4 protein-coding genes are annotated in these 14,164 nt (G+C 73.7%); all 4 read right to left on the bottom strand.

Translation table 11 applies throughout. The features are described 5' to 3' along the window. Window positions 1-19 precede the first annotated feature (19 nt). Entirely contained in the window at window positions 20-1,714 is a 1,695-nt protein-coding gene (locus tag ABZ449_RS30980) for an NAD(P)/FAD-dependent oxidoreductase (protein ID WP_360352793.1), read from the bottom strand. Then, a complete protein-coding gene (locus ABZ449_RS30975) occupies window positions 1,701-10,946 on the bottom strand; it encodes an amino acid adenylation domain-containing protein (RefSeq protein ID WP_360352791.1) in 9,246 nt (3,081 codons plus the stop codon). Before ABZ449_RS30975 ends, ABZ449_RS30980 begins: the two co-directional genes overlap by 14 nt. 66 nt (window positions 10,947-11,012) lie before the next feature. Beyond that, on the bottom strand, window positions 11,013-11,870 hold the full coding sequence (locus ABZ449_RS30970; protein WP_360352789.1) for a sterol desaturase family protein: 858 nt from the start codon (window positions 11,868-11,870) through the stop codon (window positions 11,013-11,015). 311 nt (window positions 11,871-12,181) lie between these two features. Beyond that, window positions 12,182-13,633 (bottom strand): helix-turn-helix transcriptional regulator, encoded by a 1,452-nt coding sequence (locus ABZ449_RS30965; protein ID WP_360352787.1) that lies wholly within the window; start codon window positions 13,631-13,633, stop codon window positions 12,182-12,184. Between the last annotated feature and the right edge of the window lie 531 nt (window positions 13,634-14,164).

Genomic DNA, 14,164 nt, shown 5'->3' with positions numbered 1-14,164 from the left:
CCGCCGGTCGTCGTCCCGCTCACTCCGCCACTCCCACTTCGGGCGCTCCCACGGTGGCCCGGCCCAGTTGAGGCAGGCGGCCCCACTTGCCCGCGTGCCAGGGTTCCCGGTTGTCGCTCGGCCAGGCCCGGAACGGCCGGCCGAGCTCCCGGCAGAGGTACTGCGCGGCGAACCGTCCGCTGGTGGCGGCCCGGATCAGTCCGCCGAGCGAGGTCCACTGGCCCGCCATGGAGAAGCCGCTCAGCCCGGGCAGCCGCATCCGGTCCCGGTTGACCAGCCGGTTGGCGGCGTCCTCGGCCTCGGAGAAGGCCTGCCAGGCGAGGATGCTGCCGTAGGTGTTGCCGGTGAACCGCTCGGTGGTCACCGGCGAGGCCACGTCGACGAGTTCGATCCGCCGGGCCAGCTCGGGGTACGTCCGCTCCAGGAACTCCCGGACGAACACGGCGACTTCCTGCTTGCGCGCCCGGTAGGCCCGACGGTCGCTGCTCCGCAGGTCCTTCCACGAGCGGTAGTCGCTGAAGTAGGTGCAGTGCAGCACCGACTTGCCCGGCGGTGCGAAGCCGTCGGCGTAGGAGGACCGCAGCTGCACCACCAGGCTGTTCTGGAGCGAGCCGGGCAGCCGCTCGCCGTCCCCGGGCGGCAGCAGATAGGTGGTGCTGTGCGGCTCGCCCTCCGGCAGCGGGCCGTCGATGCCGACGAAGGCGGAGACCACCGCCGGGTACAGGTTGCCCGGCTTGTCGAGCAGTTCGCCGTACAGTTTCTCGGTGGCGGGGCTGGAGTAGCGGCCCTCCAGCAGCCGGTCCAGCACCGTCGGGCCGTCGCAGGCGGCCACCACGTGGTCGGCGAAGTGCCGCGAGCCGTCCTTGAGTTCCACCCCGATCGCACGCCCGTCCTCGATCAGGATGCGCTCGACCCGGCAGCGGTAGCCGATCACCCCGCCGAGCGAGGTGTAGCGCTCCTCCACCGAGCGGGCCAGCCCGAGCGAGCCGCCCTCCGGGAAGCCCGCGTTGCCGTTGTGGGCGGCCGCCAGGGTGTACAGGTACGGCAGCAGCGGGAAGCCCTCGGGCTCCTGGAGGAACATGTTGGGGAAGGCCCGCCGCAGCAGCGGGTCCTGGAACCGCTCGGCGAAGCCGCTCATCGGGGTGGTCGCGGTGCGCCAGAACAGCCGGAACGCGGGCAGGACGGTGCGCAGGGTGCGCAGCCGTTCCGCCGTGGTGCGCAGCGGCGGCGGGGTGATGTCCCAGGGCAGCTCGATCGCGGCGTAGCGGCGCAGGTCCCGGCAGAAGGCCCGGATCGGCTTGGCGTCACCGGGGGCGAGGGCCAGCAGGTGGGCCTCCAGCCGGTCCGGGTCGCCGTAGAAGGTGACGGCCCGGCCGTGCTCGTCGACCACCCGGTTGAAGGTGTCGAAGAGGGTCACCGACTTGCCGTCCAGGGCGCCGAGTTCGCTCCAGACCTGGTGCGCTCCGGTGCCCTCGGCGGTGCCGATCAGCCAGTCGATGCAGTAGTCGAACAGGTAGCCGTGCCGGGACCACGCGGTGCAGCAGCCGCCGGGCAGCACGTGCTTCTCGAAGATCCTGGTCTCCAGGCCGCTCATCTGCGCGTAGCAGCCGGTGGCGAGGCCGGCCAGGCCGGCCCCGATCACGATCACCCGGGGCGGGCCGCCGTCGGCCCGTTCCCTGGTGGACCAGTCCGGTCCGCGGTCAGCCGCGGACATCGGCGGTTCCTCCGGCCAGGATGGCGCCCACCAGTTCGGCGTTGCCGGCGGCGAAGTCCCCGTCGAGCATCTCGGCGTGGGCGCCGTGCCCGACGTACACCGCGGTGCCCATGGTGGAGGCGCCGTGCCAGGAGCCCGGTTCGCCGCCGACGTGCACGGAGAGCCGGTCGCCCTCGCAGACCACGTCCAACTGGGCTCCGACGGTGCCGGTGTTGGGCGTGCGACTGCTGAACTCCAGGTAGTCCCTGGCCTGTTCGAGGGTTTCCCGGGCGACGATCCGCGAGCCGGTGTGGCGGTGCAGGTGCTCGTGGAGTTCGCGTTCGAAGACGGCCAGGTGCTCCTCGCCGAGGTCGAAGGCCTCGGTGACCCGGTAGGCGTCCACCAGCACCACCGAGGCCACCCTGCGTCCGCGCCGCTCCAGTTCCTTGGCCACCTCGAAGGCGAGGTTGCCGCCGAGCGAGTAGCCGAGCAGGACGTACGGTCCGCCGACATGCAGTTCCTCGACCAGGTCCGCGTAGCGGGCGGTCTTGTCGTCGCCGGTCAGGTAGTTGAAGGAGGCGATCCGGTGCTCCGGCAGGTGCGCGGCGAGCTGCCGGTAGACCAGCCCGTGGCCGCCGGCCGGCGGGAAGCAGAAGACCGTGCGGTCCTCGGGCACCTCGGCGTTGAACCAGAGGTAGGGCTCGCCGCCGGCCACCTCGCCGGTGATGATCTGCTCGATGGTGCGGGCCATGCCGTGCAGGGTGGTGACCTTGAACAGCAGGCCGACCGGGATGCTGATGTTGAACTCGCTCTGGAGGTGGTGGATCAGCTCGATGAGCCGGATCGAGCTGCCGCCGAGCTCGAAGAAGTCGTGCTGGAGGCCGACTTCGTCCAGACCGAGCAGGTTCTGCCAGTGCTCGGCGACCCTCGTCTCGTAGAGCGTGACGGGTGGTTCGTGCTGGGCTCCGGCGGTGTCCGCCTTCGGTTCGGGCAGGGCCACCAGGTCCACCTTGCCGTTCGGGGTGAGCGGCAGGGCGGGCAGCTCGGTGAGGTAGGAGGGGATCATCACGGTGGGCAGGTGCTCGGCCAGGTGGCGGCGCAGTTCGCGGCGGTCCAGCACGGTGCCCTCGGCGGGCACCACGTAGGCGGCGAGGACGGCCTCGCCCCGGGCGTCCTGGCGCACCGCCACGCAGGCCTGGGCGAGTTCCGGGCGGGCGGTGAGGTGGGCCTCGATCTCGCCCAGCTCGATCCGGTGGCCGCGGACCTTGACCTGGTTGTCGATCCGGCCGAGCAGGTGCAGGGTGCCGGCGGTGTCCCAGTGGCCGAGGTCGCCGGTGCGGTAGAGCCGCACGGGCTCGCCGTCGAGCTCCAGGGTGACGAAGCGCCGGGCGGTCTGCTCCGGGTCGTTGGGGTAGCCGGCCGCGACGCCCGCGCCGCCGATCCACAGCTCGCCGGGCACGCCCACCGGGACGGGCTCGCCGTACGGGTCCAGAACGTATACCGCGCTGTTCGGGAACGGCCGGCCGATCGGCACCATCCGGCCGGGTTCCAGCTGCTCGGTCGCGCCCTCGTAGTAGGTGCTGTCGACGCTGGCCTCGGTCAGCCCGTAGGAGTTGACCAGCCGGGTCCGCGGGCCGCACAGGGCGCGCACCCGCTGGTGCTCGGCGGCCTTCCAGGAGTCGGAGCCGACGATCAGCAGCCGCAGGAAGTCCAGCGTCAGGCCCTCGCGCTCGCAGTGGGCCAGCAGCGCGCGGGCCACGGCGGGCACGAACTCACCGCCGTCCACGGCCTCCTCGCGCATCACCCGGTACAGCCGGGCGGTGTCGAAGAGCAGCTCGCGGTCGACCAGGACGAGGGTGCCGCCGGTGCTGAGCGCCCGGGCGAAGTCCCCGGAGAAGACGTCGAAGGCGGTGCCGGCCATCTGGAGGTGCACCCGGACCTCGGTGTCCAGCCGGTACTCGGCGCGCCAGCCGGCCGTGACGGCGGCCAGGTTGCGGTGGTCGACCCGGACGCCCTTGGGGCGGCCGGTGGAGCCCGAGGTGTGGATCAGATAGGCGGCCCGGTCCGGGTCGGCGGCGGGCAGCGGTACGGCGCCGCCCAGCACGGGCCGGTCCAGCTCCTCCAGGGTGACCGGCCTGGCGGGCAGGTCGGCCGCGAGCGGGCGCCGCTGGTCGACCACCACCAGCGCCGCTCCGGCGTCGGACACCTGGTGGGCGAGCCGGTCGGCCGGGTGCCCGGGGTCCAGCGGGAGGTAGGCGGCGCCGGCCCGCCAGATCCCGAGCAGGGTGGTGATCAGCTCGGGCGACTTGTCCAGGCAGACCGCGACCACCGAGCCCTCGCCGACGCCGAGTTCACGCAGCCGTACAGCCGTTCGCTCGGACTGCCGGTCGAGCTCGCCGTAGGTCAGCCGGCGGACGCCGTCCCGGCTGGGCGCGACCACCGCGACGGCCTCGGGCCGCTCGGCGGCGGCCTTGGCGATCAGCTCCGGGACCGGGGTGTCGTGCTCGATCCGGCGGTCGGCGCCGCTGAACCCGGTGAGGATCTCCCGCCGTTCGGCCTCGCCCAGCATCCGCAGCCGGTCGACCGGCCGGTCCTCGGCGGCGCGGGTCATGGCGTCCAGCAGGTTGCGGTAGTGCGCGGCCAGCCGCTGGACGGTGGCGGGCTCGAAGAGGTCCGAGTTGTACTTGAAGACGCAGTGGAAGCAGCCGTCCGAACGGTCCTCGTAGGCGGACAGCGTGAGGTCGAACTGGCCTTCCTCCTCCGGGAGTTCGATGTACTCCAGGCGGTATCCGAAGCGCTCCACGGCGACCTTGTGGGTGAGCAGGATGAACATCGCCTGGAACACCGCGGAGCGGCTCGGGTCGTGCTGGAGCCCCAACTGCTCGACCAGCAGCGGGAAGGGGTACTCCTGGTTGTCCAGCCCGCCGAGCACGCTCTCCCGCACCCGGGCCAGCAGCTCGGCCACGGTCGGCTCCCCGGCCAGGCTCACGTGCAGCGGCAGCGGGTTGACGAAGTAGCCGTAGACGGAGGCGAACTCCTCCTGGGTGCGGCCGGTGACGGGGCTGCCGACCACGATGTCCGGCTGCCCGGACCAGCGGTGCAGCAGCAGGTAGTAGGCGCTGAGCAGCACCATGAACGGGGTGGCACCGTGGGCGCGGGCCAGTTCGTGCACCCGGGCGGTGAGTTCGGCGTCCAGCTGGAAGAACTCGGAGGCGCCGTTGTGGGTCTGCACGGCCGGGCGCGGCTTGTCGGTGGGCAGCGCCAGCACCGGCATCTCGGCCGGCAGGTGGCCGCGCCAGTAGTCGAGCATCCGGCGCGCCTCGGGCCCGGCCAGGAAGCGGTTCTGGCGGTTGAGGAAGTCCAGGTAGCGGGCGGGCACCGGGGGCAGTTCCGGGGTGCGGCCCTGGCGCAGCGCCTCGTAGACCTCGAACAGCTCCTCGATGAAGGTGAAGGTGGAGATCGCGTCCGAGACGATGTGGTGGACGGCCTTCATCAGCACCCAGCGGTCCGGCCCGCGCCGGAACAGCCTCAGCCGCACCAGCGGGTCCCCGGCGAGGTCGTACGGCCGCCGGTACTCGTGGACGATCAGGTCGTGGATCTCCTCCCACGGCCGGCCCTCCACGTCGAACAGCCCGGTGTCGACCTCGACCTCCTCGCGGATGCGCTGGACCGGGCGGCCCTCCTCGGCGGTGAAGGCGGCGCGCAGCTCGGGGTGCCGGGCCACCAGGTGGCGGAAGGCCCCGAACATCAGCTCCGGGTCGATCTCCGCGCGGACCTCGACGGCGCCGCCGATGTTGTACGCGAAGCCGTCCGGGTGCAGCAGGCGCAGGAACCAGAGCGCCTGCTGGTTGTGGGTGAGCGGGAAGCGGGACTCGTCGGTGTACAGCTCGACCTCGGCCTCGGCGGGGCCGCCGTCGGCGGCGAGCCGCTCGGCCAGGCCGTCGGTGAGCAGGTCGACCAGGTCGCCGACGGTGCCGTTGCTGAGCAGGGCCACCACCGGCAGGGCGACGCCCAGTTCGCCGTGCACCCGGGCGCGCAGCTCCATCGCGAGCAGCGAGTCCAGGCCGTGCGCGCCGAGCCTGGTCCCGGTGTCGATCCGTTCGGCGCCGATCCGCAGCACGGCCGCGGCGGCGGCGGTGAACCGCTCGACGACCAGCTCCCGGCGGGCCTGCGGGTCAGCCGGGCGGTAGGCGTCCAGGAAGCCGCCGGTCTCGGCCGGGGCCTGCTCGGCGGCGTTCGCCGCGAGGTCGGCGACCAGCGGCGGCGGCGCCGGGTACCAGGCCAGGAAGGTCGGCCAGTCGACCACGGTGGCGACCAGCAGCTGGGCGCGGTCCTGGCCGAGGACGCGTTCCAGGACGGCCGTACCGGCGTCCGGCGGAAGCGAGCTCATGCCCCGGGCGTCGCGGTAGTGGGCGACCAGGCCCAGCTCCTCGATCATGCCGGTGGCCCAGGGGCCCCAGTCCAGGCTGAGCCCGGGCAGCCCCTCGGCCCGGCGGTGGTGGGCCAGGGCGTCCAGGAAGGCGTTGCCGGCCGCGTAGTTGGTCTGCCCGGCGGTGGTGAGCAGCGAGGCGACGGAGGCGAACAGCACGAAGTGGTCGAGCGGTTCGTCCCGCAGCAGCCTGTGCAGCAGGTGGCCGCCGATCACCTTGGGGGCGTAGCCGGCGTCGAAGGCCGACCGGTCCATCTGGGCCAGCAGGGTGTCCTTGACCTGTCCGGCGAGGTGGAACACGCCTCGGATCGGCGGGAGTTGGCGCTGCCGGTAGTCGGCGAGCCAGTCGGCGAGGGCGGCCTCGTCGGTGACGTCCACCGAGGCGAGCAGCGGTTCGGCGCCGAGCGCCTGGAGCTCGCGCAGGAAGGCGATCCGCTCGCCGACCGGGGTGTCCGGGTGGGCGTACGCCCACTCGGAGCGCTCCGGCAGGGCGGTGCGGCCGACCAGGATCAGCCGCCGGGCGCCGCGCCGGACGAGGGTGCGGCAGAGCAGCCGGCCGAGGGCGCCGAAGGCCCCGGTGACCAGGTAGCTGCCGTCGGGGCGCAGGACGGGCGGCAGCGGGCGGGTGAGGCCCTCGGCCTGCCGCAGCCGGCTGGTGAGCCGGGCGCCGGCCCGCAGGGCGATCTCCTGCTCGTCCCGGGCGGCGAGTTCGGCGAGCAGCGCCTCGGCCTGGTCGGCGGCGGCGGAGGCCGGGTCGAGGTCGATCAGGGTGCCGCGCTGGGCGACCAGTTCCTGCTGCCACAGCACCCGGCCGATGCCCCAGGCGGGGGCGCCGAGCGGTTCGACCCGGTCGCCGGGGGCGGCGGGCTGGGTGCCCCGGGTGACGATGTGCAGCCTGCCGTCCGGGCGGGCGTCGGGCAGGGCCTGGGCGAGGGTGATCAGGGAGTAGGCGCCGAGGGTCGCGAGCGGGGCGAGCCGGTCGGCGGTGGTGGCGGCCAGGGCGGGCTGGTCGAGGTTCCAGAGGTGGACGACGGCGGTGAAGCCTGGGTCGAGGTCGGCGAACAGGCGCCGGACGTCCTCGGCGGAGTCGGGCCTCACGGTGGAGTGTCCCTCGCCGTGCCGGTACTCGGTGCCGGGCCGGACCAGGTGGCAGCGGGCGCCGCGCCCGGTGGCCAGGGCGGCCAGCCGCTCGGCGAGCCCGCTCTCGTCGGCGAAGAGCAGGAGGTCGCCCGGGGTCTCGTCGAGGGCCGGTTCGGCGGCCGGCACCCAGTCGACCTCGGTGAGCCAGCCGTCGATGGTGGCCAGCCCGACGGAGGCCGGGGCCTGGGCGATGTCGGCGACCCGGAAGCCGGTGACCTTGCCGACCGGGGCGCCGTCCTCGGTGTAGAGCGCGAGGTCGCCGACGAGTTCCTCGCCGCTGTCCCGGGTGACGGTGGCGTGCACCCACAGCGGGCGGTCGCCGATCTCGTCGAGGCGGACCTCGGCGATCGAGACGGGGAGCCGGACGCTGCCGCCCTCGGGCGCCTCCAGCTGGGTGGTGAGCAGGGCCTGGAAGCAGCCGTCCAGCAGCACCGGGTGCAGGTGGTGGTCGGCCGCGTCCGGGCCGAGCCGGGCGGTCGGCCGGATCCGCGCGAGCGCCTCGCCGGGGCCGGTCCACACCTCGGCGATGACCTGGAAGGCGGGCCCGTAGTCGTAGCCGCGCTCGGCCAGCCGCCGGTAGCAGTCCGGGCCGTCGAGGTGCCGCCCCCGCGCGCGGAGGGCGTCCGCGTCCAGCGCGGGCCCGTGGCCGCGGCGCTGGCCGGTGCGGACCCGGCCGCCGGCGTGCACGCTCGGCTCGCCGCCGGCGGGGGTGGAGGCGATGGTGAAGCGGGCGTCCTCGGTGGCGTAGGTGAGCTGGACGGGGACGGGCTCGGTCTCGGAGAGGAACAGCGCCCGGTTCAGTTCGATCTCGGCCAGCGTCACCTCGGTGCCGCCGGTCAGGGTGCGGACGGCCTGGGCGGCCATCTCGAGGTACCCGGCGGCCGGGAAGACGGCCTGGCCCTCGATCCGATGGTCGGTCAGGTAGGGCAGCCGCTCGGGGTCGAGCGCGCCGGTCCAGCCGGGTTGGGCGCTCGCGGTGCGGCGGCCGAGCAGCGGGTGGTCCAGTCGGCCGAGCCGGACCTGCGCGACCGGCTCGGGCTCCACCCAGTACCGGTCGCGCCGCCACGGGTAGGCCGGCAGCGGCACCGGGCGGCCTGCCGGGTGCAGCGCGTCCCAGCTGAACTCGACGCCGAGGGTGTGCAGTTCGGCGAGGCTCCGGGCGAGGCGCTCGGGCTCGTCCTGCTGCCGGCGGATCGACGGCAGGACGTGTGCCTGCTCCGCGCACTCGCGGATCGCGTGGCCGAGCACCGGGTGCGGGCCGATCTCCAGGAACAGTCCGTGGCCGTCCTCGGCCATCCGCTCGACGGCGGCCCGGAAGCGCACCGGGTTGCGGACGTTCTGCCACCAGTACTCGCCGTCCAGCTCCGGTCCGCGGGCGAGCTCCTCGCGGGCGGTCAGGTAGAGCGGCAGCCGCGCCTCCTGGGGCTTGATGACGGCGAGCGCGGCCACCAGCTCGTCCCGGATCGGGTCCATCCGCACGCTGTGGTACGGGACCTCGACGTCCAGCAGGCGGGCGAATACGCCCTGCTGCCGCAGTTCCTCGGCCAGCTCGGCCAGTGCCTCGGCGTCCCCGGCCAGGGTCACCGCGGAGGGACTGTTGATCGCGCCGAGCGAGATCCGGGAGCGGTACGGGCGGATGCGGCGCTCGGCCTCGGCCTCCGGCAGGCCGACCGCGAGCATGGTGCCGGTGCCGGCCAGTCGCTGCTGGAGGCGGCTGCGGGCGAGCACCACCCGGACGGCGTCGGCCAGGTCGTACACCCCGGCCTCGTGGAAGGCGGCGACCTCGCCGGTGCTGTGGCCGACCACCGCGTCGGGGCGCAGGCCGTGGCTCCGCCAGAGCGCCGAAAGCCCCACCTGGACGGCGAAGTTGGCGGGCTGGGCGAGCCAGGTCTCGGCCATCTTGGAGTCCGCCTCGTCCCGGGCCAGCTCGGTCAGCAGCGACCATCCGGCCTGGGCGCGGATCTCCTGGTCGACGGCCTGCACGGCCTCGCGGTAGACCGGCTCGTGCTCGTACAGCCCTCGGCCCATGCCCCACCACTGCGGGCCCATGCCGGTGAACACCCAGGCCAGCCGGCGCTGCCGACGCTCCCGGGCGCGGCCCTGGACCACCCTCGGGTGCTGCTCACCGCGCTCGCACGCGGCCAGTGCCTCGTCCAGGTCCTCCCGGGTGGAGTAGACCACCCCGAGCCGCTCGGGCAGGTGCTGGCGGCGGTGCGCCAGGGTGTGGCCGAGGTCTGCCAGCGGCGTCCCGTCGGCGAGCTCCCGCCGTACGGCGGCGGCCAGTTCGGGCAGTCCGGCGGTGTCCTTGGTGCTCAGCGGCAGCACGGTGCGGGCCGGCTCGGCGACCGGTGCGGCGGGCGCGGGCAGCGGCGGCTCCTCCAGCAGCACGTGGGCGTTGGTGCCGCCGAAGCCGAAGGAGTTGACGCCCGCGCGGGCCGGCCCCTGGTGCTCGGGCCACTCCACCGCGGCGGTCGGGATCTCGAACGGCAGCGCGTCCAGGTCGATGCCGGGGTTGGGCCGCTCCAGGTTGAGGTGCGGCGGGATGCGGCGGTGCTTGATCGCGAGCGCGGTCTTGATCAGCCCGGCGACACCGGCCGCCGCCTCGGTGTGCCCGATGTTGGTCTTGACCGAGCCGACGTAGCAGCGGTCCCCGGCGCGGCGGCCGATGCCGAGCACCCGGCCGAGGGCGGCGGCCTCGATCGGGTCGCCGACCGGGGTGGAGGTGCCGTGCGCCTCCACGTACTGGAGGCTGCCGGGCACCACCCCGGCCTCGGCACAGACCCGCTCGATCAGGGTGACCTGGGCGTCCGCGCTGGGGACGGTGATGCCGTTGGTGCGCCCGTCCTGGTTGACGCCGGTGCCGAGGATGACGGCGTGCACCGGATCGCCGTCGCGCAGCGCGTCGGAGAGCCGCTTGAGCACGACCACGCCGACGCCCTCGGCCCGGACGTAGCCGTCCGCGGAGGCGTCGAAGGCGCGCGAGCGGCCGTCCGCGGAGAGGAAGCCGCCCTTGGTCTCGGCGATCGTGTACTGCGGCGCCATGTGCAGCAACGCCCCGCCGGCCAGGGCGAGTTCGGTCTCGCCGCGGAGCAGGCTCTGGCAGGCGAGGTGGACCGCGACCAGCGAGGAGCTGCACGCGGTGTCGATCGAGACGCTGGGCCCGCGGAAGTCGAAGCAGTGCGAGATCCGGTTGGAGACCATCGTCATCATGGTGCCGGTGGCGGTGTGCGCCGCGATGGTGCCGAAGTCGAGGTCGGCGAACTGGAGGATCTTCCAGTCGAGGGTGAAGGCGCCCATGTAGACGCCGACCTCGCGGCCGGCCAGCTCGCCGGGGCGCAGGCCGCCGTCCTCCAGGGCCTCCCAGCTGACCTCGAGGAGCTTGCGCTGCTGCGGGTCCATGTGTTCGGCCTCGCGCGGGCTGATGCCGAAGAAGTCCGGGTCGAAGGTGTCGAAGCCGTCGATGTAGCCACCCCGGCCACCGATCAGCCGCCCCGGCTTGGCCCGGTCCCTGCTGCCCAGGGTGCCGGTGTCGTAGCGGTCGGCGGGCGTCTCGGTGAGACAGTCCCGGCCCTCGATCAGGTTGCTCCAGTAGGACCGGTGGTCGTTGGCGTGTCCCGGCAGGCGGCAGCCGATACCGGTGATCGCGATGCGTTCGCGGGGCACGGCGAAGGGCGAGGAGGTCATGATCCAATCCGGGGGTGATGGCGTGACGCGGGGACACGGAAGTGGGAATGGCCTCTCGGGCCGGGCTCAGACGGACTGCTCGGTGGTCTTCGCCCGGCGCCAGGGGTGCAGCAGAGTGGCGCCGAGCTCCCCGGTGGTGGGGAACGCGGCCGGGTCGGTGAGGCCGACGGCCTTCGGCACTCTGCCGGGCCGCCAGGTGAAGCTCCCGAACACGTGGTCCCAGAGCGAGAGGTCGGAGGCGTAGTGGCCGGCTTCGGCGAGGTCGGTGCTGTGGTGCAGGCGGTGGAGTTCCGGCCCGGCCAGGACGTGGCCGAGCGGGCCGATGCGGACTTCGATGTTGGCGTGGACGAAATACCCCTGAGCCAGGACGAATATTCCGACCACGAACACTGAATCCGGCGAGAATCCGATCAGCGCCAGCGACAGTTGGACCACGGACTGCGCGACGAACACGTCCAGGAAATGATTCACGCCGTTGTTCGCGACGTTCACCTTGTCCGGAACGTGGTGCACCCCGTGCAGCCGCCAGAGCCACCGGTTGCGGTGGGACCAGCGGTGCACGAGGTAGTCGCCGAGCGAGCCGACCAGCAGCGCGAGTGGGATCTCCACCGCGAACGGCAGCACCGGGTGGGCCGGGCCGAGCACCTCCACCAACGTCGTCACCAGCCCCTGAGCCAGTGCTCCGCCGACCATGCTCAGCACGAAGTAGAGGCTGTACCAGCCGAGTTCACGTCGGCTCGGATGCCAGTCGGTCCGGTAAGGGATCACCCGTTCCAGGACGGCCAGATATCCGAGGACGGCGATCAGGAAGAGCGGTGAGACCCGGTCCGGCGCCCAGTGGAAACGCAGGGACGCGACGGCCGTGCACAGCACGCCCAGGAGCAGAAGCGGATGGGCGAGCCGGCGGGCAATGGCTGACAGCACGCGCCCCCCGTTCTTCGCGAACTAACGACTGGAAACGTCAGAGACTCTAAGCGGCATGCGCCCGTCGTGACAGTCATTCGACGTGTTAACTCGACGAATGACCCGATCGGCGGACTATACGCGCACGAAGTTGACGTCTGAACGGCGCGAAGGGGGCGCATTTTCGAGTAGATGTCGGAGATGAGGGCGCGTGCAGGCGGCAATGCAGGCATTTCGGGCGCCGTTGTGCGCCCCCTCTGCGCTGCCCCGCGCGGCTGCCGATCCGGCCAATCGGGCGGCCTTCGCCGCGGCTCCCGGCGAGGGTCGTCCGATCAGGAGCGGGCCGGCTCCGCCAACCGGTGTGCGGCACGGGGCGCGTGCGCCGCGAGACGGTCGCGCAGACCGCGCAGCTCGTACTCGACCAGCGCGGGCAGCGCGGTCACGCCGGTCGCCTCGAGGGCGGGGCCGAGCAGCTCGACGGCCGTCGCCGGGTCGTGGGCGCAGACGTGGCAGTCGGCCGCCCGGACGATGAAGAGCAGTCGGCTGGAGGGCAGTTGGTCCGGACCCAGCAGGCCGAGGGCGGTCTCGGTGGCGTCCAGTGCGCGGCGGGCCAGCCGGGGGTCGTCGGTGGCCGCGGCGAGGTCGCGCAGCGCGGCGGCCGCGGCGGACTCGACCCGCATCCGCATCGAGGCGATCGAGAGCCAGGGCACGTCGACCTCGTCCTGCGCGCCGATGTGGTCCAGGTGCGCCCGCGCCAGCCCGATCTGCCGGACGGTCGCCCGCACGTCGCCGGTGAGCGCGTGCGCCCGGGCCCGGCTGATCCGGCCCATCGCGCCGGCCCAGTGCCGGTCCGGGGCGACCCGTTCGATCTCGCGGGCGTAGCCGAGCGCGGCGACCGGGTCGCCGTCCAGCCGGGCCAGGATGCTCATGTCGCTGAGCGTGCCGACCTGGGTGGCCTGGTCCACGGCCAGCCCGGCCCAGGTGAGGGCGCGGTCGTAGCAGGCCATCGCGGTGGCGTTGCGGCCGTCCTGCATCCGCAGCGCGCCGGCCGCGTGGGCGTGCTCGGCGGCCAGGCGGACCAGCGGACCGCGCTGCGCGGCGGGGGCGGCGGCCAGTCGGGCGAGCACGGCGCGCAGGGTGCGCTCCACGGCGGCGGCCAGGCCCGGCCGGTCGCCGGTCTCGCCGGAGCGCAGGTGGGCGGCGAGCAGCCCGGTCAGGGCGTGCGCGGTGACGGCGTCCAGCGGGCGCCCGGCGGCCGGATCGGCGAGCCCCTCCGGGGCGCAGAACTCGGCGTGCAGGGCGGCGAGTTCTCCGACCTCGGGGACCGCACAGCCCTCGGCGCCGTGCAGTGGGCAGAGCAGGCCGTAGTCGGGCAGTCGCAGCGGGGCGGCGGCCGGGAGCGGGGTGCCGGCCGCGAGCGGGCCCGGCACGCCGAGCGCCGCCCCGCCCGGCAGCGGGGGTCGGAGCAGGGCGGGCGAGAAGACGTCCAGGACGCACAGTTCGGCACTCTCGGCGCGCTGGCAGGCCGCGCTCAACTCACCGGCCGCACCGAGGAGGTCGTCGATCCGGTCGGCGACCCGGGGGGTGACCCGGCGGGCGCCGTGCTCGATCTTGCTGACCGCGGTGTGGTCGTAGCCGATCCCGGCGCCGAGCTGCGCCTGGGTGAGACCGGCCCGGCGCCGCCAGTGCCGCAGCCGGGCACCGAACTCGCGCCAGGCGTCCTGCCCCCGGCCGGCCGACGGTGCCGGCACCGCCACCGCAGGGGCCACACGGTTGCGCTGCACGGCTGCCTCCCCGGGCGCGTCGTCCTCGGCCGGTCGCAGGGACTGACGACGGCTCCGGTGTTTCCGACGACTCCGATGACTCCGACGACGAGACGGTACTCGATCGCCACCGGCTCCGTACATGAGGTGGTCTCAACCACTTGAAGAAAAGCCCAGCTTGACGCGAAGCCGGACAGGCGGGCTTGACGGAATTTGCCAACCGGGCGCCTCGCACGCACCAGGCATTGACCTGGGCATGACGCCGTGTGAGGGTTCGGGCACCCGAGCGCGGACGGCCCGCACGGCCGTCCCCCGAATGCGGCCCCGCGGTGCGCCACCAGCCCAGCCGTCCGCGGTCGAGGACCCCCACATGCGAGGAGCCTCGATGCAACGCAGGATTTCCGCAGGAAGGTTGCTGACCACGGCGACCACCCTGACCGTGCTGGCCGGCATGATCGCCGCCACCGCGGGGCCGGCCACCGCCGCGCCCACGCCCTCCCCGGCACCGGCGCCCAGCGCGCTGGCCGCCGCCGTCAACGCCGCCGACGCCGC

The organism is Kitasatospora sp. NPDC005856 (assembly GCF_040629945.1).
GTDB lineage: Bacteria > Actinomycetota > Actinomycetes > Streptomycetales > Streptomycetaceae > Kitasatospora.
Note: the sequence above shows the minus strand (reverse complement) of the source record. Positions and strands in the feature narration are given on the sequence as shown.

Coding starts and splice junctions, on each gene's coding strand:
- ABZ449_RS30980 (WP_360352793.1), bottom strand. CDS start 1,714: ATGTCCGCGGCTGACCGCGGACCGGACTGGTCCACCAGGGAACGGGCC.
- ABZ449_RS30975 (WP_360352791.1), bottom strand. CDS start 10,946: ATGACCTCCTCGCCCTTCGCCGTGCCCCGCGAACGCATCGCGATCACC.